Here is a 23,600-nt window from a genome sequence, read left to right as displayed (position 1 = left end):
CCTATTTACAGTTTTATCGATTGATAAGCCTTAAAAAAACTAAAAAACTAAAACCATATTTATAAAACAGCATATTACCTCTATTTTTTATATATTTTTTTTCAATAGATTTATCAATAACATTCCACTTACAATATGTTATAAATGCACTCTTTATACCAAAATTTCGAAGCAAAAACATAATATATGATTGAAGAATAATTAGATAAGATGAGCTATATATCTTGTTTTTATCTAACTCTTCACCAAATACTTTAACTAAATACTCATAGCTTTCTCTATGTTTTTTTAAATTACCACTATCTTTACTTAATAAGCTTCCAGATGAATTTAACCTATAAAAATACAACTCATCATTAATCAAATAAACTACCTTAGCTCTTATAAATATTTTTGTTATTACAGCAGCATCCTCAAAATATACTCCAACAGGGAATATTAGGCCATCAAATAATTTTTTTCTATAAATATTCAACCAAGGATACCAAGCAGCCTTATTAAATAATTCAATCAAAAACTCTTCATTAATATTATTTTCACCATTATAACCAATATTTGTATTAAAAATTATGCTTTCATTGGTATCTTTAATAAACTTTCTTGCATTAAACCTTAAAATATCATAATTATTTTTTGAAATAATTTTAAATATAGTATCAAAATAATCTATAGCTAAAATATCATCAGAGTCTAAAAAAGCCACATATTCTCCTGTGGCTATATTCAAACCATTATTTCTTGCCACACTCTGCCCTTGATTTTCCTGTTCCAATAAAATAAAAAACTGTTGAATATTTTTAGGTAATTGGCTAATCAATCCATTAATTATTTTCATAGAATTATCAGGTGTTCCATCATTAACAATAATAACTTCAATATTCATTGTTATTTGATTAATCACACTTTTCAAACATTCCTCGATGTATTCTTCAACATTATATACAGGTATAATCAGTGAGATTAATTTTCTCATTTTTTAACTCCAATACACTTTAATACTATTTGTGGCATTTTCATTTTTGGGTACCATAAATTAAATACAATATTTGACAAAAATTCTGTAATCAAAATTGAAATCGCCGCACCCACCACACCGTATCTTTGAATTAAAAAATAAGTTAAAATAATATTTAATACACAAGTAAACAACATTTTTTTTGCTAAAAAACTATACCCTCCAAACTTTATAACCAGCCTATAAAAGAAAAAACCCCAAACTGAAAAAAAATAAGAAAATAATAATATCTTAAATACTAGTACTGATTGTTTATAATCAGGGCCATATAACCACAAAATCAAAGGTGATGCCAAAGAATATAAGACTATAATAATAAAACCCGAAATCAAACTTAAATATCTTAAAATCGTCCCAGCGACTTCGATATATTCATACTCATCATTCTGTCTATAAATTAGAGATAAAAATGATAAAATAATTGTTGTCGGTATAAAATACCATGCCCCTGCTAGCATTGATGCGATTGAATATATACCTACTGCTGCACTATCTTCCAAAAACATTAATATAAAATTTGCTGATTGCAAATATATACTTACGGAAAGCATGGAAATAGCTAATGGAACTCCTGCTTTTAAAAAGTAATTTAAATATTTTTTAAAATGAATAACTTTAAAATTTCTATTTCCAATAAGAATTTTTTCTCTTTTAAAAAAATAAATTCTCATTAGGTATGGTACTAATGCAATTAAAACAATAGGAATAGCTAAAAACTGAGGATCCAACTTTAAATAAACAATAAAATACCTTGCAATTAAACTTAAAATCAATCCTGTTGTATTAGCTAAAACATTGAACTTTGAAAGCAACAATGCATCTAAATGAAATGCTCGTAAATCAATCGTTATTAAATATGTTGCTATTGCTGTAGCAATAAAATAAATAAAATTATGGCTTTCGACCTTAAAATAAAAAAAACATAAAACAAATAATGAGATTGGCAAATAAATCAATTTCATAGTCCACATCATATTATCAATTAAATAAGATGACTTTGTGTTATTTTTACTTACCGTTTTAAAATAAATCTGATCTAATCCAAGCCGTCCAATCACACTTATAATTGCAAAAACAGAGGAAGCTAAAGCCAAATAACCATATATCGTTGGTCCTAAATATTTTGCAACAGCAGAAACAACAAATATTAAACCAAAAAATGCAACCCCTTTTTCTATGACCATCCAAATCGAATTACGGACTCTTGAGTTATTTAATATTTTAAGTAATGCACTTTTCATTTAACTATAATCTAATATCATTTAATTTTTTATCTAAAACATACTTCAAGTCATAGAAAATATGCTTCTCTTTACTCAATTTTTCATACTTTTTTGCGAATTCTCGCTTAAATTTCACACGAATATCTAGGCAGTTTTCTTTGGAGCTCCGCCCCATCACCAAAATTTTCATACCTATAATCTGAATATATTGCTTCACTATTTTAATTACTTGAGCAGTAGCATATTCTTCGGAATCATCTTGTAAACGCCACACTACCAAAACAATTCCTGATTGTTGGTCAATTGATTGATACCTATGTGTTAAAAAATAAAGAGCCATACCGAAACAATGTTCCCTTACCAAGCTAGGATTAAAATTTAAAAAATTAATTTATTTGGAATCTTGCTGTGATACTTCCAAGGTATGGTCTACATCATATTGAGTTCCATAATACAATAGGAGTCAGTCAATCTTACTTTTTAACAAACTCATCATCTAGGCATAAATCAACGTAACCTAGACTAATTTTTGCTATTTTAAGCTGTTCGTGTTGAAAGATAAGGATAAGTTTTTTTCAAAAAAATCTTATTATATTTTACATGAAATAGATTAGATTTCACATGCCAATTGGTTGATTAATACGTATTGCTAATACACATTAACCATACCCAATGCTTAAATTATAGAATATAATTTAGTTTATAGATTGATTCTAAGTAACAGTATTACAATTAAGGGTTTGAATGTGAAGTATCAACGCACTTCTGTTTTTCTAGCAATTTCTCTACTATTTTCTGGCTGTGCCACCATTTCTGGGTTACAAACCTATGATTTACCAGACCAAGGATATTATAAAACTGAACAAGGTGCTGAACTTTCAGTTGTTCAAATTACTCAAGAAAACTTACAAAATATTAGCCATTCTCTCACTCAAATTACGGGTTTGAATGAGGTTTCAGCATTATTCAGAAATCAACAACACAGCTATCGACTCACGGCTGGTGATGTTCTCTCCATACAACTTTGGGCTTATCCTGAAATCACACCTCCTAGCCAAGATAAGTCTGGAGCCTCTGTCGGCTACCCAATCGATTCTAATGGATACGTTCAGTTACCATTAGTCGGTCAGGTTCGCATTGCGGGTAAAACCCTAGCAGAAACCAATCGCTTTTTACGCAGTCAATTTGCCAAATACTTAAAACAACCCGATGTTGTCGTTCGCGTATTGTCTTATGAAGGTCAGCGTTATTTTGTCAATGGTCAAGTCATGAAAAGTGGCCAATACACACTCAATGACCAGCCTGTAAGTATTTATACTGCAATTAGTAATGCTGGAGGGGTGAATACTGAGAATGGTGACAATAGTAATATTCAACTCATTCGAAATGGGCAAACCTATAACCTCAATGCCATCGCATTAGAAAAGCAAGGTTATTCTTTACATCGGTTATTGATACAGCCTAATGACACTATTTTTGTAAATACTAAACAAGATCAAAAACTTTATGTCCTTGGTGAATCAAATAAAACTGAAGCGCTCGCTCTTCGAGATCAAGGCATGTCTTTAAGTGATGTATTAGGTTCAAGCGGTGGTATTAATCCCTATACCGCTAGTGCCGCACGAATTTACATCATGCGCACCAATATGATGAACCGCACATCAACGGTTTATCATTTAAATTTAAGTAGTTTTGGTAATTTAGCCTTAGCCAATCAATTCCCAATGCAAAAGAACGATATTGTCTATATCGATGCGACGGGTCTAACACGTTGGCAACGCGTTATTGGTCAAATTGTTCCTTTTGCTGGCGCAGTTAACTCGTTCCAATTACTTGGAAGTAATTAATATGCAGATAAAAAATATTCTTGTAGTGTGTATAGGAAATATCTGCCGAAGTCCTATGGCCGAGTTTTTTTTAAAACAGCAACACCCTGATTTACATATTGAGTCAGCAGGTATTTCTGCAATGGTCGGGCATAATGCAGATAGCAAAGCCATTCATTGTATGGATCAGATTCAAATCGATATGCGAACCCATATTGCTAAACAAATTAATGCAGATCTCATTAAGCAATCTGACCTTATTTTAGTCATGAGTCATAATCAACAAAAGCATATTGAAAATAGCTTACCTTTTGCAAAAGGCAAAGTGTTTCGATTAGGGCATTGGCAGGGGAAAAATGTGCCTGATCCCTATCAGCACGATCAAGCTTTCTTTGAAGAAACTTGCAATAATATTCAATCCTATGTCACAGACTGGCAAAAACATTTAAAAATTTAATTTAGTTGTATTCTCATGACCTCGAACGTAAACACAAACGATGATACTATTGATTTAAAAGAGTTATTTTTCTCTCTTATTGCTCAATGGAAAGTCATTACTCTTTGTATCATCCTTAGTCTTATTTGCGCTATTTTATATTTAAGATCGACACCTAATGTTTATGATGTCGATGCCTTAGTCCAAATTGCCGAATCAAAAGGTGCTTCTTCAGCATTACTGGGTAATTTATCGGGGATGATTGATCAAAAATCACCAGCACAAACAGAAATCGAAATCATTCAATCTCGAAAAACGCTGGGTCAAGTCATTAGGAATTATCATTTAGATATACGACTTAAAAATCAAAATGATTCGCTCTTATCTACTTTAATAGAAAATAATCACAGTATTAATGTGCATTATGCTACTAATGGGGTAGTCTACAATAATAAAAAAGAATCTTTTTTAATTAAGACGCTTGAAGTCCCTCAAAAGTATTTAGACCAAGGCTTGCTGCTTCAGTTTAATAAGAATGACTATACATTAAGCCACAAAGACAAAGTGGTTTTTCAGGGAAAATTAAATCAAGCCAAAAAAAATTCCTCATCTAATGGGATTTGGAATGTTGATATCACAGCTAAAAATGACATTACAGATCAATTTACGCTGACCAAATTAGCTCTACCCACGGCTGTTAATAATCTCACTAGCAACTTAAAAGTTGCCGAACAAGGTAAACTTACAGGTATCATTAATTTCAACTATCAGGGTCAAGATAAAGTACTGATTACTTCATTATTGAATAATATTTTAAATGTTTATAATCAACAAAATGTAGTCAGCCGTTCTTTAGAGTCTGCACAAACTTTAGAATTTTTAAACAAAAAACTACCTGAGTTGAAAAGTAATTTAAATCAATCTGAAATTGCATTTAATGATTTTAGACATAAAAATAACACTGTCAATATTACCCAAGAGTCTGAATTATTACTCAAACAAAATATTGCATTAGAAACGACTAAACTTGAATTACAGCAGAAACAAGCCGAACTTTCTGCGAAGTACACAGCAGATCACCCATTAATGACTGAAATTAATTCACAATTAAAAACAGTGAATAATAAAATTTCTGAAATTCAAACTGCCATTACTCGCTTACCCGAACTGCAACGTCAATACATGCAATTGTACCGAGACGTAGAAGTACAAACCCAGCTGTACACAGAATTAATGAAAAGCTATCAACAACTACAAATTGTGAAAGCAGGTGAAATTGGAAATGTACGCATTCTAGACTATGCAATTGAACCCGTTAAACCGATTAAACCTAGAAAACTGATTGTTCTCATCTTATCTATCTTTGTTGGTGGACTCGTTGGTATACTGATCGCGTTAGTTAGAAATATGATGCAATCGGGTGTGAAGGATTCATCACAAATTGAAAGCTTCTTTAACCTACCGGTCTATGCAACAGTTCCTCGCTCTCCGTATCAATTAAACCGTCTTGATAAACTCAAAAAACAAAAAGTTATTCCTATTCTGGCTGAGAAAAATTCAGAAGATATTGCAATTGAAAGCCTCAGAAGCATTCGTACTGCACTGCATTTTACCTTTATGCAAGCAAAGAATAATGTCATGTTGATTACTGGACCTGCACCATCGATTGGTAAGTCATTTGTTTCAACCAATTTAGCTGTGATTTTGGCGCAAACAGGCAAAAAAGTTTTACTCATTGATGCTGACTTACGCCGCGGCTATTTACACAAATACTTCGGTGTCAGCAATGAAAAAGGCTTAGCTGAGCATTTAATTGACAATATGCCCTTAGAAAGCGTCATTAAATCGACCAATATTGCTGGATTAGACTTCTTAAATCGTGGCCGAAACCCTTCCAATCCGGCAGAACTCTTAAGCTCAGATAAGTTTAGAGACTTTTTAGCCAATTTAAATGAAGTATATGATCATATCTTGATTGATTCACCACCAGTACTTGCGGTTACCGACAGTATCATTATTTCTCAATATGCTGCAGTGAATTTAATCGTTGCGCGGTATAATCAAACAGCGTTAAAAGAGTTAGAAATTACCGTCAATCGTTTCGAACAAGCAGGAACGAAAGCGACAGGCTTCATCCTGAATGATGTGCAAAAAAGCTTTGGTGGAAATTATGCATACAACTATGCCTATACATCTAAAGTAGATGACTAATTTTCCCCCTAAAAAGCCAGATTAAAGATCTGGCTTTTTTATTGACATCGCCGTATATTTTTAGATGATTTGGTTAGAAAGTGATATCGTTTCTAATATAGACGTTATATGCTTCTGTGGTTAAGCTATGATAATCAAATTAACTCTTTGAAAGATTAAAAATTGGAAAATCTTATGAGTAAAGCCTTACCCATCGCTGTTGCTGTTATTTTAGGCGGTGCTGCTCTTGTACCTGTTTACTATGCATCTCAACACCCAGCCGACAGTGCTGTTAAATTTGGATCGCAAAATCTTGATATATCAAAAAACTCTTCTGAGCTTGATAAATTAAGTTATGCGCAAGGGTTTAAAATGGGTGCGCAGATTCCTGCTGAAGTGAATGCTAAAGCAATGGCAGCGGGTATGCTTGATGCTGCTGAAAAGAAACCTTCTCGCTTCTCGGAAGCCGAAATTAAAAAAGCAACAGCACTCATGAATAAAGAAATGTTTGCAAAAGGTATTGAAGAATTACGTTTAAATTTAGACAAGATTCCGCCTGAACAAAGAGCTCAAGCTGAACAAGCTCTCAAAGCCTATGATGCAAACATGGCATTTATGAAAGAAAATGCAAACAAACCTGGTGTGATCACCACTGAAACAGGCCTACAATATAAAATTACCAAAGAAGGTACAGGTAAACAGCCAACCGCTGAATCTACCGTTATTGCACACTATAAAGGCTCACTCATTGATGGGACTGTGTTTGACAATTCATTTGAACGTAATCAACCCATTGATATTCCTTTAGGTCAAGTGGTTCCAGGCTGGACGGAAGGTTTCCAACACTTAAAAGAAGGCAGTAAAGCAACCTTATATATTCCGTCGTATTTAGGTTATGGCGAACAAGCTCAAGCCAATATCCCACCATTTAGTACACTTATTTTTGATGTTGAACTCATCAAAGTAAAATAAAAAAATATTAAGGAGAGCTATAGCTCTCCTTTTTTAAATCTAAAAATTAAAAAACTGTTAAGCGTGTAAATTCAAATTCCATCAGATAAAAATTCTTTAAAAAATGCAAAATAACTTCGTTTCGTATGCAATATAAAATTATTTAACTAAGCACTGGTCAACATTCAAGCAAAATTTTTATAGTAATAACGCATATAAATGGATAAATTACTTAATGGCACAGTTTTAATGACTTACTATGGGCATCATAAGCTAATTAAATGACCTTTATATCAAGTCATCATGGGTTGGATTGAAAAGTTACAATTCCAAATAAAAGTGCTACTTAAATTTGAGATATTCCTGCAAAATTAACGTATGGTGTAGATGACATAATCTCTCCTCACAACGCCTTAATTTTTTGAAGCGAAATAATTGAAAGTGAAATAATAGTCGAAAGACGGAATTAAACATGAAAAATACTATTTTATTGTTATCAATGTTCAGCTTAGTCAGTGTGAGTCATGCTGCTGTTATCACTAATAAAAGCACACAAGAAGAACAACTGGGCTATAGCTATGGCTATGTGATGGGGCGCAGTAATGCAGAAACCTTAAAGGATATTAATCTCGATGCTTTTATTCTGGGATTAAAACAAGGTTCTACAGGTCAAAAAGCGACATTAACTGACGAAGAAATGGCAAAAGCATTAACTCAATACAAACAACAAAGTGATGCAAAACAACTCAATGATTTTAAAAAATTAGCCCTGCAAAATGCAAAATTAGGCGATGATTTTTTAGCTGAAAATGCCAAAAAATCGGGGGTAATAACCACAAAATCAGGTTTGCAATATTTGGTTTTACAGCCAGGCATGGGGAAATCTCCAAAAACTAATTCTAAAGTTTCCGTTAATTATGAAGGTCGTCTGCTCGATGGAACGGTCTTTGATAGTTCAATTGCGCGTAATCAGGCCGTTGATTTTCAAGTGAACCAAGTTATTCAAGGTTGGACCGAAGGCTTACAATTGATGAAAGAAGGTGCTAAATATCGCCTTTTCATTCCGGCCGCATTGGCCTATGGTGAAATTGGTTCAGGTGATGCGATTGGACCGAATAGTACCTTAATTTTTGATGTTGAACTGTTAAAAGTAAGTCCTTAAAAGTTGAGCATAATAAAAAAACATCGTAGTGATTTTTAAATCATTACGATGTTTTTTCATTTTCAATCTTAAATTTTTTAATGTTTCAAATGGCGTGGTCTGAATCCAGAAGCAAGCAACGCCACAGCATAAGCCACTACACCAACCACACAGAGTCCGACTACTTCAGCAATACGAATCCACTGGGACAGTGCCCCATCGTACCAAGTCAGTCCGTACCAAAGTGCGGCTATCATGACTAAATTTGCGATCACAAACTGAATCGATAACTTTTTCCAATGTGCCCCAAAACGGAAAATATCGCGCTTATGCAAGTAGTAATACAGCATTCCAGCATTAACCAACGCTGAACCTGAAGAAGCAATCGCAAGGGCGATATGCTCAGCTTTCCAATCGATTAATTTAAATATCCCAATAAAGACAATATTTAAAATGGCATTTGCCGCTACAGCCATTAAACCAACGCGTACTGGCGTTCTGGTATCTTGCATCGCATAAAAACCAGGTGCAAAGACTTTAATCAACATAAATGCCAATACACCACCACTCATGCATTGCAATGCCATTGCCGTCATTTGAGTATCACGTAGATCAAAAGCACCGTGTTGGAATAATGCTTGAATAATCGGTGTAGACAGCATAAACAATGCAATACTTGCAGGCACACCCACCAAGACAATGACACGGGCTGCCCAATCGAGCATGGCACGAAATTTGGTTTGATCATGTTCTGCTTTGCGGGCTGAAAGTGATGGCAGAATAACAGTACCGATTGCTACACCAATTAAGCCTAAAGGTAACTCCGTCATCCGTTCAGCACTATACAACCAAGAGACCGAACCATCCTGCATAAAAGATGCCCAAATGGTATTCAATAATAAATTGATCTGAGTCACTGAAACACCAAACAAAGCTGGCAACATCAGTTTTAAAATACGATCTACACCTTCATGCTTAAAATCAATCTTGGGTGGAATCAATAATTTTTTATGCCACAGTTCGGGAATTTGAATCGCCAGTTGCAATATTCCCGCAATAACCACTGCCCACCCGAGCGCCATAATAGGCTCTGCTAGATGAGGTGCAAGCCACCAAGCACCCGCAATCATGGCGATGTTTAATAAAACTGGGGAAAATGCTGGAGTCGAAAATGAACCATAACTGTTCAAAATACTACTGGCAAAAGCTGTCAGTGACATAAACATCAAATATGGAATCGTGAGCCGAAACATGTCTACAGCCAAATCAAATTTGGCAGGATCATGATGGAAACCCGGCGCATAGACATACAAAATTGCAGGTGCAATCACCATACAAAATAATGTCAGCAAAGACATGACCGTTAACAGACAGCCAAATACTCGACTAATCAGGATCTGAACTTCTTCATGTAACTTTGTTGTTTTATATTCAGTTAATACTGGAATAAAAGCTTGTGAAAAGGCACCTTCGGCAAATAATCGCCTGAAAAAGTTTGGAATACGAAAAGCGACCACAAAAGTATCGAAGTCTTTGCCTGCACCAAAGACATTCAAAAGTACCATATCTCGCACAAGCCCTAACACTCGTGACAACATGGTCATTGCACTGACAATGAAGGTGGATCGCCACAGCGCCATCGTATTCACCTAGTAATTATAAAGTCGCTATTGTAATGAAAGTTTCTAAAAATTACGTTGTTAATTCATGAATGCCGTGATGATTTTTAAGCCTGCTTTTTCTGAGCCAATAATGCTCTAAAATATGACCATTGGAAATGTGGTCCTGGATCTGTTTTTCGTCCTGATGCAATATCAGAATGACCCGCTAAATGATGCGCTATTTTTGGGAATGCCTGCTGTAAGCTTGCCACAGCATCTGCCAAAACTTGATATTGAATATCTTCAAAATCAGTATCATCACTGCCTTCTAATTCAATGCCAATGGAGTAATCATTGCATTCTTTTTTAGCAAGATAACTTGAACGTCCAGCATGCCAAGCACGGTCATTAAAATTCACAAACTGAAGGACTTCACCCGTGCGCAAAATAAGTAAATGGGTTGAAACTTGCATTCCTGCTATCGTTTGAAAATAAGGATGTACTGACCAATCCAGTTGGTTTTGAAAAAATTGTTCAATATATCCGCCCCCAAATTGTGAAGGCGGCAAGCTAATATTGTGAATGACAATCAGCTGTATTTCAGTATCTTCAGGCCGTTGATTATAATTGGGTGAAGAAATTTGACGAGCACCGATGAGCTGCCCATTTACAACTTGAAATTTTGCTGCTGATTGCATAACTCATTCCTAGACGATCATGATCTTTTTAAATCCAAATCCACCATTCGGACCAAGAGTAGTTTACGCTGAACAATCTTAAATAAAAACTTCTCAAAACATTCAACGAGAATGCTAATATAACGCTCAATTTTAAGGCTGAACACGAAAGGGATTCCATGAGCATACCTGAATCTTTGCTTGAACAATCAATTCAAATCAATATTCAACACGCGCTACAGGAAGATATTGGCAATGCTGATATTACGGCCCTGCTCACGCCTGAAGATGAACAAGCCACTGCGACGATTATCACCCGTGAAGATATGATTCTTGCAGGACAACCGTGGGTGAATGCCTTAATTCAAGCCTATGATCCAACGGTACACATCACCTGGCTTAAAAATGATGGTGATTTCGTTCAAGCCAATGCACCTATTTTTAAATTAGCAGGTTCGGCACGTAGTTTACTGACTGTAGAACGCCCTGCTTTAAATTTTATCCAAACCCTGTCGGCCGTGGCAACCAAAACAGCTGACTATCTCAAGCATCTTGAGGGTTTAAATACTAAGCTATTAGATACCCGTAAAACTTTACCAGGATTACGGATTGCGCAAAAATATGCGGTTGCAGTTGGTGGTGGTCAAAACCATCGTTTAGGTTTATTTGATGCTTTTTTAATTAAAGAAAATCATATTATGGCGGCGGGTGGTATCACTCAAGCCATTGCCAAAGCACATCTAATTGCACCTGGCAAGCCTGTTGAAGTCGAAGTCGAAACTTGGGATGAATTAAATCAAGCACTTCAAGCTAAAGCAGATATCGTCATGCTGGATAATTTTAGTAATCAACAAATGATTGATGCCGTTAAACATGTGGCTGGTCGCTGTAAACTAGAAGCATCCGGTAATATCACGCTTGATAATTTACGTGAAGTAGCAAGCACAGGTGTAGATTATATTTCAATGGGTGTTCTCACCAAAGACATTAAAGCTGTGGATTTATCTATGCGTTTTAACGCTTAACACTTAAAAATAAATCTCCACTTGAAAGCATAAAACGACAGTCCTTCTGCTGTCGTTTTTTATTTATCATCCCTATTTACTACCTTGACGACAGATTACATAAATATACTTTTGAAAAGCTAATGTGATCTTCTATATTTAATTTAGCCAAATTATTATAAACATAGAGAATATAACAGTGAAAAAAACAATCTACTTATGTAGTCTTTTAAGTCTATCGATCTCCTCATTCAGTATTGCTGCACCTTTAGATGTGCATGTACTGAGTGCAACGGTAAAAGATCAGAACATTGTCAATGCAGAAGTTATTTTACAAAAAAATGGGGAAAGATCTGCATCCAACCATACCAATGCTCAAGGACGAACTACAATTGAGAGCAGCCTCAACGATACTGCTGAAAACCTACTGATTGTTAAAAAGCAGGGTTATTCAACTTTGGTGGCAAAATGCCCATGTGATGGTATGACCTATGCATTAAGTCCAATACTCAAAGATTTGAATAGTATGCGAGTTGTACTGAATTGGGGGCAAAATCCTGCAGATTTAGATTCACATTTAATTTATAAAAATCAACATATTTATTGGGATAGCAAACAAGGTACAAATGCCAACTTAGATGTAGATGATGTGGATTCGTATGGCCCAGAAACAATTACTATCGAAAAACGCTTAGCCGATCAGTATTATGTTTATTCTGTACATGATTATTCCGATCGTGAATCCCCTGATACCCATAACCTTGCCAATAGCCAAGCCAAAGTCATGGTTTATGCAGGCGAATCTTTAATCCGTTCCTATTATGTTCCTACAGGCAAAATTGGAAACTTATGGACGGTATTCCGTATTTCACCAGAAGGAGAAATTCAAGATATCAACCAAATCTCAGGTACTCAGGCTGGTGCAAGCCGAATTGGCTCCACTGTTTCTAATTATCAAAATCAAGCAACACAAATACATCAAGTTACTGTTTCAAGCGCCAATCAAGCCCATGCCAAAACGTTGAATCTTCAAGCAGATCAAGCCTATAAAAATAATCAATTTGAGCAAGCAGCAATGCTGTATCAACAATCGATTGATTACAATCCAAGTATTGGACAAACCTATAGTAATTTAGCACTAAGCTATCAAAAGCTTAATCGTTCCGCAGAGGCATTATGGGCCAATCAAAAAGCCATTGCCCTAGCCAACAATAACAATACTAAAGCCTATTCACATTATAATATGGGGCGTATTTATGAAAATCATCAGGATGATGCAGCAGCATTAACTCATTATCAGCAAGCCAATCAGTTTAAACCAAGCCCAAGTTATGATGAGGCAATCCGACGAGTAAGTCGTTAAATCATGTACCGAGGAATTTTCACAATTCCTCTTTTTTAATATCAATAAAAGCTTTCAACAACGATGAAAGAAAGTGTATCTATGTATCCCTGACTCAAAAGCATCTCATTTATTTTGCTTCGATAATCTTTTTAAGCATAAGTTCAGCCTTAATGATGAGTGAACCTAAATCGCACCAAATGGTTACAAATCAACCAACTCGATTACATTGTAAAAATATCTAAACGGCCTATAATATTGGCCCATCCCAAAGCAGTGCAAATTAGATCAAATGACGACATTGAAACAGCAAGTATTATTCCTACTTGTGGCTTTTTTATCCGTGTTCATTTTTTTCTTATATCAAGAAGATCTCAATAAGTTCTTACAACTTTCTGAAGCTTATCAAAAATCGCGCCTCTATAAATATAGTTTTTCTGTTCTCCTCAATTATGCGTTTATTAGTCTATTTTACTTATTGTTAAGAAAAACGTTTGCAACCATTTTACTAAGTCAATTCTTAGTTTTTTTACTGACATTTATCAATATCAAGAAAGAGCAATATTTATCCTCAAGCTTTGTACCGAATGATTTTTTGTTAGTCAAAGAGACCTTTATTGCCTCGCCTCTTTTACTAAAATTTACTGTGTTTACAGGAATTACATTATTTTTAGCGCTATTTATTTTTCTATATAAAAAAGAAAACTTTGGGAAAAATAAATTATTATTGGTTAATGGAATTTTTTCAGTTTCCATTCTTTCATTTTTTGTGACCGCAAACTTTACCAATAATTTTAATCAGGCATGTTCATCTGCGAGCAAATCTTCGCTATGCCAATACACTGCTTTTTTACCAAATACCCGCGGTGACTGGGTGGGTGATCACCTCACCATTAAAAATCTAGGTTTTACCACCTTCTTTTTTTCAAAATCAGTCGATAGTATCAATACCAAGATCTTTCAAACTGAAAATATTCCTGAAGATAAAGTTCAGGCTTTATATGCTGAACCAGCCGCTCCAACTGAGCTTACTCTGTCCCCTTCACAAGAGAATAAGGTTTTACCCAATATTATTTTTGTGATGAGTGAGTCGCATTGGGATGCAACGCAACTCGATAAGAGTATTCCCAAAAACCTTACCCCAACCATTCATAAAAATCAGGTATCAACACTACTCTCACCTAGTTTTGGTGGGGGTACTGCGAATGTCGAATTTGAAGTTCTGACGAGTTTAAATGTTTTACTGAATCATAATGAATTAGCTTACGTCTCTAAACTTAAACGTCCAACATACTCTCTTCCTATGTATTTAAATACATTGGGTTATGACACTACTGCAATGCATAATAATGGTAAATATTTTTATAATCGTAGCGCGGTATACCAAAATCTAGGTTTCAACCGATTTACCTCGATTGAAAATATGGTCAATGCCGCTGATCGCCAGAAATTTATTAATCAGGCCGGTTGGGCAACAGATGATTTATTGTATAGCAACATTCAAAATCAATTAAAAAATTCAGAGCAACCACAATTCATTTATGCGATTAGTGTCGAAAATCACCCGATGTATAGTGATGATCGTTTTGGTAAAGATAACTACAAAATTAGTAAAGCGGGCATCAGTGATGCCTCTAAGCGCCAGTTAAATACGTATTTAACTGGTATGAAACGTGCAGATGATAAATTAAAAAATTTAATTGAAAATGTTAAGCAATTAGATCGTCCAACCATGATTATTTTCTTTGGTGACCACCTACCTAATTTACAAGCGGTGTATGATGAATATGGCTTCTTTGCTTCCGCACAGGAAAAAGCGGAGAAAAAAGATGTTAAGTTCTTTGAAACCCCTTTAGCTGTTTGGAGTAACTTCCCAATTGATCGTAAACCATTGCAAGGGGATTTTATTGCAGCGCATTTCTTAGCTCCTAAAGTTTTAGAAGCAGCACACATTCCTCTTTCACCTTATTATGCATTTATCAATAAAGTCAGCTCATGCTATAACGCAGTACATCAAACAGCGATCATGCCGAAAAAAGACTGTCAGTTTGATCAAACACAAATATTGAATGAATATAAAGATATGAATATGGATGTGCTCAATGGTAAAAATTTTAGTTATCAAATTCTAAAGGCTCAAATAAAAAGTTAAATATATGCTATAATTTCACTAAATAGTCGTTTTATTTTCACTTGAAATCTAATGAAATCGTTTCTTAAATACCAAACTATCTTTCTTATCATATCTATAATTTGTATTTATACTTCAATTTTTATAAATAATAATCTTGTATTCCCCCCTTTTCTTAAACAACAAAGTCTACTATTTATAACTATTCAAACTATATTCTCTAGTTTGTTTCCTATCTCCATATTAAATATAATTTATTTTTTTACAAAACGATTATTCACAACATTAATTATCTATTTTTCAATATATATAACTTTAAACTACATTAATCTCAAAAAAAATTTATATTTATCTTCAAGTTTAATTCCTAGTGATTTTTTTCTATTTAAGGAAACTCTTATTGCAAGTCCTTTATTATTAAAAGCAGGAATAATAATATTATTACTTTTATTATGTTCAATCATTTATTTTTTTTATAAAAAAGAAAAACCTAGTCATATTTCTTTACACCTATTATATATATTCATACCCTTACTCATCATTTCCTCGTACATACTAATCAATAGACAACAATATTTTTATTCTTATTGTCAAATAAATATAAATATTGGATGTAAACTTGTAGCAGTGCTGCCACGTACTCAAGATAATTGGTTAGGAGATCATGAAATCATTATACAAAATGGATTCGTAACTTTCTTTGTATCCAAATCAATTGATACTTTTTTTGAAGAAAGTGACTCAAATATTTCAGAAAATAGAATTAAGCATATTTTTAAATTAGAGAATAATAAAACTGTTTTACTGAAAAATTTACCCAATATTATTTTTGTGATGAGTGAGTCGCATTGGGATGCAACGCAACTCGATAAAAGCATTCCAAAAAATATTACTCCAACCATTCATAAAAATCAGGTATCAACACTACTCTCGCCTAGTTTTGGTGGGGGTACTGCGAATGTCGAATTTGAAGTTTTAACTGGATTAAATACTTTAATCAATAATAAAAAATTAGCTTATGTATCAAACTTAAAACGACCTACTTATTCATTACCTACATATTTAAATCAATTAGGTTATGAAACCACTGCAATGCATAATAATGGCAAATACTTTTACAATCGAAGTAATATTTATCAATATCTAGATTTTCATCGTTTCATTTCACTTGAGAATATGGTGAGCGCATCTGAAAAAAATAAATATATCAATGAAGGTGGTTGGGCAACAGATGATTTGTTGTATAGCAACATTCAAAATCAATTAAAAAATTCAGAGCAACCACAATTCATTTATGCGATTAGTGTCGAAAATCACCCGATGTATAGCGATGATCGTTTTGGCAAAGACAACTACAAAATTAGCAAAGTGGGCATCAGTGATGCCTCTAAGCGCCAATTAAATACCTATTTAACCGGTATGAAACGTGCAGATGATAAATTAAAAGACTTAATTGAAAATGTTAAACAATTAGATCGTCCAACCATGATTATTTTCTTTGGCGACCATCTACCTAATTTACAAGCGGTGTATGATGAATATGGCTTCTTTGCTTCCGCACAGGAAAAAGCGGAGAAAAAAGATGTTAAGTTCTTTGAAACCCCTCTAGCCGTTTGGAGTAATTTCCCAATGGATCGTAAAGCATTGCAAGGGGATTTTATTGCAGCACATTTCTTAGCTCCTAAAGTTTTAGAAGCAGCACACATTCCTCTTTCACCTTATTATGCATTTATCAATAAAGTCAGCTCATGCTATGACGCAGTACATCAAACGGCGATCATGCCAAAAAAAGGCTGTCAATTTGATCAAGCACAAATATTGAATGAATATAAAGATATGAATATGGATGTGCTCAACGGTAAAAATTTTAGTTATCAAATTCTAAAGGCTCAAGCACAAAATTAAAATTTTCTTATGAAGACTCTTCGGAGTCTTCATGCTCTTGCTTGGGCTTTTCTTTCGATAATTTTTGATTGAAAGATGAGTCTCGAGTTTCGACATTGTCTGAGCGAGGATCACCCGCCATGATTAAAAAGGTAATGACTGCAAATAGAATAATCAATATTTTCATCAACAAACTCATTATAAAAAATTTGTATTCAAGCTAATGGGAGGATATGACAAATTATGGTAGGTTTTGTATAACAACCACATCATCTCAAAAGTAGTTATGTATCTATAAAAAGAATCTATATATCAAAACAATTCAAAATTTTATAAAAAATAAGGTGCATAGCGCACCTTATTGAAAATTTTAAAAACTCAAACTAAGACTCTATAAAGCCCATATACGGGTCTGAAATGGAATCTTCATTGGTTTCAATCCTGCCTGCAAAACGACGTTGATACGTTGGATCATCCACCATGGTGACTGTAAAATCATACCAACCACCAAATTGAGACATATCCCATTTCAGTTCTTTTTCAGTTGACACTGTCTCGATATTCCAAGTCTGGTTGGGTAAGTAAGCATTGGCTTTAACCGACAGTTTTGTAGATTTAGTTGAATCATTGCGAACTTTCAAATAAATTTTAGGATCACACTCTTCTACACACACTCTCACTTCTGCGAGAGATTCGCTCTGGGTCGCTTTATTTAAATTACCGATAAAATGGCGATGAAAACCATTTGGTCCCAATACCCATAAATCATATTGACCTTGTTGAGTCGTCCAACTGTGATCTAATTGTTTACCTGCTTCCAACATATAACGATGTGGAATTGCGTCTAAATTTAAACGGTCATAGACATGGAACACAGCCGCTTGCGTTCCTGTATTGGAAAATATGAGTTTAACCGTTTGAGTCGTAAGATCTACTTTGGCACTACTATGCAATATATAAGGCAATGCACGTGAAGGACGAATTCCCATATCTTGCACTGGATATTGCTGACTTAAAGGTCGTGATACTTGTGGCATTGCAGCTTGTGCGCTACGAATGGCATCGGCCTCTGCTTTGGTTTTCTTGCCATCTAAATTCGGAAGAACAAATAAATTGGGGGTTTTAAAATCAAAGGCTGAGGTTAAATCACCACATACAGCACGACGATATGGACTAATATTCGACTCTTGAACCCCAAAGCGTTGCTCTAAAAAACGAATTACAGAAGTATGATCAAAGACCTGAGAGTTAACCCATCCTCCACGACTCCAAGGTGAAATGACATACATCGGTACACGCACACCCGGCCCATAAACACGACCATCAGGCTTTGGTTGTGATTTTGAAGTCTCTACGGCTTTATGATCAAAATATTCGTAAGACATTTGTTGATCTGACAGCGTCGTTTTCCCCTGTAGTACACCATTGGCATCACGTGATGGTGCACTTGGCGATGGTATATGATCAAAAAATCCATCATTTTCATCAAAATTCACCAATAAAACCGTCTGACTCCATACCTCAGGATTATTGGTTAATGCATTTAAAACTTCCTGAATATACCAAGCACCCTGTACAGGACTTGAAGGTCCAGGATGCTCACTATAGGTCGCTGGTGCAACAATCCAACTCACTTCTGGTAACTGACCTTGAGCAATATCATCTTTCAATGCACCTAAAAAACCACCGTCAGGCATCGTATTGGCAATGGCTTTATAAAGTGGTTGTGTAGCATCTATTGCCGTATCATAAGCTGGACAGACTGCTGAATTACTCACTGGCTGACCTGAAAGCTCATTGGCGCGACGATACTGCTTAAAACCGGCTAATGGATTGTCGGTAAAATTATCTGGCATATTTTGATAAATTTTCCATGTCACCCCTGCTTGTTGTAACCGCTCAGGATAGGTGATCCATTCATAGCCTTGTGTTGATGGACCAATATCATCAAACTCATTCACCACACTGGCAACATTTGCTCCAGTTGGACCATTGGTTCCAGTCCAAATAAATTTTCGATTTGGATTAGTCCCAGCATGCATAGCACAGTGATATGCATCGCAAATTGTAAAGGCATTGGTTAGAGCAAATTGAAATTCAACTTCTTGTTTTTTATAATAACCCATCGACTGAGGCTGCTTATATTTAACCCAGCTAGACATTCGACCAGCATCCCAAGCCGCTTGACCATCTAACCATGAATGTGGCGTTCCACTGACACGTTGTGCATTGCCGCGGCTACTGTCTAAATGATACGGCAATACTTTATTTTGAGTTGCATCGTACTGTTCCCATACCTTACGCCCATTGCTTAAGGGAATCGTAAAACGGTCACCAAAACCACGGACACCTTTTAAGGTTCCAAAATAGTTATCAAAAGATCGATTCTCTTGGGTCAAAATCACCACATGTTTGACATCTTTGATTGTGCCTGTATCAACTTTGGCATCAATTGCTAAAGCTTTTTGAATACTTAAAGGAAAACTAGCTAAGGCTGCCGTTCCAAACATAGTTTTAGTTGAATTAAGTAAAAATTCACGACGATTCATTCTTCTGTCCTTTTTTATTATTATTTATGGTGCGCAATGTATTTTGCAATTTGAGGTTGGTGGATTGGGTGTTGAACTCTTATTATCATTGCTATCCTTACATGCACTGAGCAATAAACTACTGCTGAACATGAAACTCAGAATTAAAAATCGCATCGGGCAAATCCATAAATGAAAGATGCTCATAGTCAATACAAGCCCAGTGACAGTTTGGTGATGCTTTCATGGCAATTTAATTAATTTTTATTTTAAATATAAGAAAACGCATCCGAAGATGCGTTTTTAAGTACAGAAATTATGGCGTTAAATTACCAACCCAATGCTTCCTGTTGTTTTTTCACTAATTCTTGAATGCCTTTTTCAGCCATTTCAAGCATTGCATTGGATTGTGCACGCGTAAATGGTTTTTCTTCCGCAGTCCCTTGAATTTCAATAAATTCACCCGCTTGTGTCATCACAACATTCAAGTCTGTTTGGCAGCTTGAATCTTCTTCATAGCAAAGATCAAGTAACACTTCGTCTTGATAGATACCCACAGAAATTGCGGCAACTAAACCTTTTAGAGGGTCCTGTTTAATTTTCTTTTTCTCAAGCAATACATTCATGGCATCAATTAAGGCTACTGCTGCACCCGTAATGGCTGCTGTACGTGTACCACCATCGGCTTGGATCACATCACAGTCAATGGTAATGGTATTTTCACCTAATTTTTTCAGGTCAACCATAGCACGTAAGCTACGACCAATCAGACGTTGGATCTCTTGCGTACGACCACTTTGCTTACCACGAGCTGCTTCACGATCACTACGTGTATGGGTTGAACGTGGCAACATACCATATTCTGCAGTTACCCAACCTTGTCCTTTACCTTTTAAAAAACGTGGAACTGAATTATCAATACTTGCTGTACAAAGTACTTTAGTATGACCAAATTCAACCAATACTGAACCTTCCGCATAACGCGTATAGTTACGAGTAATTTTAACTTCACGTAATTGGTCTAAAGTACGTTGGTCGATACGCATAATTCATCCTTAGAATGGCTTAAATTGATTGCGCATTAGTATAACAGAAGCAGATAAGATGGTTTTGTTACAGCTTGATGGTTTTTGAATATAATCATCTCAGATGTATAAATATAATCTCAATAGCGCCAGTTGTACTGCTTTAAACCTATAATTTAAATAAAGACCTAGAACTCGCCTCCAGAAATATCATCTTCTTACTTTTCATCCCTGAAAAGTAATATCTGCCCCATATTGATCACATGAGAGATGACTTTCATGCGAAGCAATGCATTAAGTCAATTAAGCAAAAACCCCTTTCACTTTTTGTAAAGACTGCATCAGCGTATGTGTCATCGAATTGGGTAGAGAACATTTTGCTAAACGCATCCATACACTTCCAAATTGCTGAAAGAAATTTGCTTCATTGTAGTGAATACCATATTCAGCACATAACGCCTTAATCTGAGGCGCAACTTGCGCATAGCGATTGGCAGGCATATCCGGAAATAAATGATGCTCAATTTGATGACTCAAATTACCACTTAAAATATGTAAAGCTTGCGTACCGGTAAAATTACTTGAACCACGAATCTGACGTAAATACCATTCCGCACGTGTCTCATTTTCCGTATTATCTGCTTCAAAAGTTTCAGCATCTTCAGTAAAATGGCCATTAAAGATGACTGCAGAAGACCATAAACTACGAATCACATTGGCAATTGCGTTGCCTGCAAATACTGGGATGGCATTGGGACCCGCGATAATCGGAAAAAATACATAATCCTTTAAAATTTGGCGACGGGCTTTTTTACGAAACTTACTTGCATCTTGCCAAACTTGTTGCCACGTTTTGGTCTTATAAATTAGTGCATCTTCTAAATGTAAGTTTTGCAGGCCAACGTACCATTCAAAAAAAACCATCAATTGAATTGCTAAAGGAATATTCAATAAAAAGCGTGGTTCCCATTTTTGCGATTCACTTACTCGCAACAAGCCATAACCGACATCGTGATCTTTGCCGACAATATTGGTATAAGTATGATGCACATAGTTATGCGTGTATTTCCAATCATCACCAGCAGCCATCGTATCCCAATCATAATTGGCACCATTGAGACTCGGGTCATTGAGCCAATCAAACTGACCATGCATCACGTTATGACCCAATTCCATATTTTCGACGATTTTAGAAATACCCAATAAACCAGTACCAATAACCCAGACTGGCGGAATCCAACCTGCAAACATCAACATAGCACGTGAAGCAATCTCACTATTACGAACAAAATTTCGGATTTTATAAATATATTCAGCATCTTGCTCACCGATGTTATCCATTATTTCACGGCGGATTGCATCGACACGACGACCAAACTCAGCCGTTTGTTCTGGACTCAAATGTTGCGATGGACTATTTTTTAGAAAATTGACGGATATATTCATTATTTTTCTCCTACCTGATTCACGTATTTTTAAATCACGGACTGAAATTTTGAGATAACGTTCCCTCAAGCTCATTGCGAAAATGCAGCCTGAAAAAATATGTTTTCATTAATTAAAAGTTTCAAATCTACAAAACTTATTTTAAAGATTGATCACCACAGGACTCACGGCCTGACTAATACACAGTTTGATTTGAATCTGACTGGCATGATCAATTTCACCGGTCAGAATATTTTTGGTGGAACCACTGACTTTAGTACAGCTACAGGTGTTACATATCCCCATACGACAACCATGCGTCGGCCTCAATCCCGCTTGCTCAGCACTTTCCAACAAATTAGATTTGGCTTCAAATTCTTGCTGGGAACGTAAAAATTTGACCGATTGAGCTGCTAAAGTTTCATCAACCACCACTTGGAAATACTCTTGTTTTAACTGGTTTGAGATTCCAAATTGTTGATAGATTTGATTTAAATTCAGCATCATATCCGATGCACCACAGGCATAGCTATGACGCTGCTGAAAATCAGCAACTAAACTTTCCAATAACGCGGCAGTTAAATGCTGCTTTTGCGCGACTGTATTAATGTGATGATAGTTAAAGTGTAAATATTGCTGTGCTAGTTGCTCAATATCTGTATGAAAAGCATCATCACGAGTGAAATAAATTAAATCAATTTTTTGAATTGATCGTGACAATGCATCTTCTAGCAATGCATAAATTGCAGTAATTCCACTCCCAGAAGCAATCAATAGAATTGAATGCGTGCGCTCATCTAGAACAAACTCACCCTGAGTTTGTGATATTTCTACGATACTACCAAAAGCCATTTTGGTTAAAGCATTGGAGACTTTGCCTTGCTGCTTAACCGCAATAAGAATATCTCCATTCGCCAAAATTTTTACAATCGAATAACTCCGTTGCTGACGAATACCAGCCACGACAACCGTAATCAGTAAGCTTTGCCCTGCCTGAAACTGTTGCATTTTAAAATTACGATTAGGACGAAGTTGAATTTGATAAAAATCAGGGCTTAAAGCACGTGTTTTAATAATAGATGCTTTAATCTTTTTCCAAGCCCAAACAGGATTGATTTTTTCAGCGATAAAATCGACAAAATCTTCACGCACCCATTCTGGCTGATACTGCATATAACGACTCATATTGCGTTCCTCTTTG

19 protein-coding genes are annotated in these 23,600 nt (G+C 35.3%); 9 read left to right on the top strand and 10 right to left on the bottom strand.

Annotation, left to right across the window (positions count from 1 at the left end; all coding sequences use genetic code 11):
- Positions 1-13: 13 nt before the first annotated feature.
- Genes B9T28_RS12645 through B9T28_RS12635 form a run of 3 tightly spaced genes read right to left on the bottom strand, consistent with a single transcriptional unit; the run spans position 14 to position 2,578 of the window.
- Positions 14-973 (bottom strand): glycosyltransferase, encoded by a 960-nt coding sequence (locus tag B9T28_RS12645; RefSeq protein WP_086204351.1) that lies wholly within the window; start codon positions 971-973, stop codon positions 14-16.
- Complete coding sequence (locus B9T28_RS12640; RefSeq protein WP_086204350.1) at positions 970-2,256, bottom strand: oligosaccharide flippase family protein; 1,287 nt, start codon at positions 2,254-2,256, stop codon at positions 970-972. The genes B9T28_RS12645 and B9T28_RS12640 overlap by 4 nt, the downstream gene beginning before the upstream one ends.
- Before the next feature lie 4 nt (positions 2,257-2,260).
- The gene (locus B9T28_RS12635) at positions 2,261-2,578 is read right to left on the bottom strand and encodes a nucleotide sugar dehydrogenase (protein WP_086204349.1); all 318 of its coding nucleotides are present in this window, start codon (positions 2,576-2,578) and stop codon (positions 2,261-2,263) included.
- Between the two features lie 406 nt (positions 2,579-2,984).
- On the opposite strand from B9T28_RS12635, the gene B9T28_RS12630 reads away from it, so the two are divergent.
- From B9T28_RS12630 to bamJ (B9T28_RS12610), 5 genes are all read left to right on the top strand, one after another.
- Complete coding sequence (locus B9T28_RS12630; RefSeq protein ID WP_086204348.1) at positions 2,985-4,085, top strand: polysaccharide biosynthesis/export family protein; 1,101 nt, start codon at positions 2,985-2,987, stop codon at positions 4,083-4,085.
- Between the two features lies 1 nt (position 4,086).
- Positions 4,087-4,521, top strand: coding sequence for a low molecular weight protein-tyrosine-phosphatase (locus B9T28_RS12625; RefSeq protein WP_086204347.1), 435 nt, complete (start codon positions 4,087-4,089; stop codon positions 4,519-4,521).
- A gap of 15 nt (positions 4,522-4,536) precedes the next feature.
- On the top strand, positions 4,537-6,711 hold the full coding sequence (locus tag B9T28_RS12620) for a polysaccharide biosynthesis tyrosine autokinase (protein ID WP_086204346.1): 2,175 nt from the start codon (positions 4,537-4,539) through the stop codon (positions 6,709-6,711).
- A gap of 174 nt (positions 6,712-6,885) precedes the next feature.
- Positions 6,886-7,662: a BamJ family beta-barrel-assembly machinery protein gene (gene bamJ / locus B9T28_RS12615; RefSeq protein ID WP_086204345.1), complete on the top strand. Its 777-nt coding sequence runs from the start codon at positions 6,886-6,888 to the stop codon at positions 7,660-7,662.
- Positions 7,663-8,113: 451 nt separating this feature from the next.
- Positions 8,114-8,803, top strand: a complete 690-nt coding sequence (bamJ, locus tag B9T28_RS12610) for a BamJ family beta-barrel-assembly machinery protein (protein WP_086204344.1) — start codon at positions 8,114-8,116, stop codon at positions 8,801-8,803.
- 77 nt (positions 8,804-8,880) lie between these two features.
- Here bamJ (B9T28_RS12610) and murJ read toward each other — a convergent pair whose 3' ends face one another.
- Both murJ and ampD read right to left on the bottom strand, forming a co-directional pair.
- On the bottom strand, positions 8,881-10,431 hold the full coding sequence (gene murJ / locus B9T28_RS12605) for a murein biosynthesis integral membrane protein MurJ (RefSeq protein WP_171263520.1): 1,551 nt from the start codon (positions 10,429-10,431) through the stop codon (positions 8,881-8,883).
- Between the two features lie 77 nt (positions 10,432-10,508).
- Positions 10,509-11,081, bottom strand: coding sequence for a 1,6-anhydro-N-acetylmuramyl-L-alanine amidase AmpD (gene ampD, locus B9T28_RS12600; protein WP_086204342.1), 573 nt, complete (start codon positions 11,079-11,081; stop codon positions 10,509-10,511).
- A gap of 158 nt (positions 11,082-11,239) precedes the next feature.
- Here ampD and nadC point away from each other — a divergent pair, with 158 nt between their 5' ends.
- From nadC to B9T28_RS12580, 4 genes are all read left to right on the top strand, one after another.
- Positions 11,240-12,085 (top strand): carboxylating nicotinate-nucleotide diphosphorylase, encoded by an 846-nt coding sequence (nadC, locus tag B9T28_RS12595; RefSeq protein WP_086204341.1) that lies wholly within the window; start codon positions 11,240-11,242, stop codon positions 12,083-12,085.
- A gap of 178 nt (positions 12,086-12,263) precedes the next feature.
- The gene (locus tag B9T28_RS12590; protein WP_086204340.1) at positions 12,264-13,427 is read left to right on the top strand and encodes a YfaP family protein; all 1,164 of its coding nucleotides are present in this window, start codon (positions 12,264-12,266) and stop codon (positions 13,425-13,427) included.
- Positions 13,428-13,698: 271 nt separating this feature from the next.
- The gene (locus B9T28_RS12585; RefSeq protein WP_086204339.1) at positions 13,699-15,558 is read left to right on the top strand and encodes an LTA synthase family protein; all 1,860 of its coding nucleotides are present in this window, start codon (positions 13,699-13,701) and stop codon (positions 15,556-15,558) included.
- Positions 15,559-15,609: 51 nt separating this feature from the next.
- Entirely contained in the window at positions 15,610-17,442 is a 1,833-nt protein-coding gene (locus B9T28_RS12580) for an LTA synthase family protein (protein WP_086204338.1), read from the top strand.
- A gap of 7 nt (positions 17,443-17,449) precedes the next feature.
- Here B9T28_RS12580 and B9T28_RS14910 read toward each other — a convergent pair whose 3' ends face one another.
- From B9T28_RS14910 to B9T28_RS12560, 5 genes are all read right to left on the bottom strand, one after another.
- Entirely contained in the window at positions 17,450-17,608 is a 159-nt protein-coding gene (locus B9T28_RS14910) for an ABZJ_00068 family colistin stress protein (RefSeq protein WP_171263519.1), read from the bottom strand.
- A 196-nt stretch (positions 17,609-17,804) separates the two neighbouring features.
- On the bottom strand, positions 17,805-19,970 hold the full coding sequence (locus B9T28_RS12575; RefSeq protein WP_086204337.1) for a phosphocholine-specific phospholipase C: 2,166 nt from the start codon (positions 19,968-19,970) through the stop codon (positions 17,805-17,807).
- A 308-nt stretch (positions 19,971-20,278) separates the two neighbouring features.
- Positions 20,279-20,995: a ribonuclease PH gene (gene rph / locus B9T28_RS12570; protein ID WP_086204336.1), complete on the bottom strand. Its 717-nt coding sequence runs from the start codon at positions 20,993-20,995 to the stop codon at positions 20,279-20,281.
- Positions 20,996-21,277: 282 nt separating this feature from the next.
- Entirely contained in the window at positions 21,278-22,420 is a 1,143-nt protein-coding gene (locus B9T28_RS12565; RefSeq protein ID WP_086204335.1) for a fatty acid desaturase family protein, read from the bottom strand.
- A 141-nt stretch (positions 22,421-22,561) separates the two neighbouring features.
- Positions 22,562-23,584, bottom strand: a complete 1,023-nt coding sequence (locus B9T28_RS12560) for a flavin reductase family protein (RefSeq protein WP_086204334.1) — start codon at positions 23,582-23,584, stop codon at positions 22,562-22,564.
- Positions 23,585-23,600: the final 16 nt, after the last annotated feature.

This window comes from Acinetobacter silvestris, from assembly GCF_002135235.1.
GTDB lineage: Bacteria > Pseudomonadota > Gammaproteobacteria > Pseudomonadales > Moraxellaceae > Acinetobacter > Acinetobacter silvestris.
The sequence above is the reverse complement of the archived record's forward strand: the minus strand, read 5'-3'. Positions and strand labels throughout refer to the sequence as shown.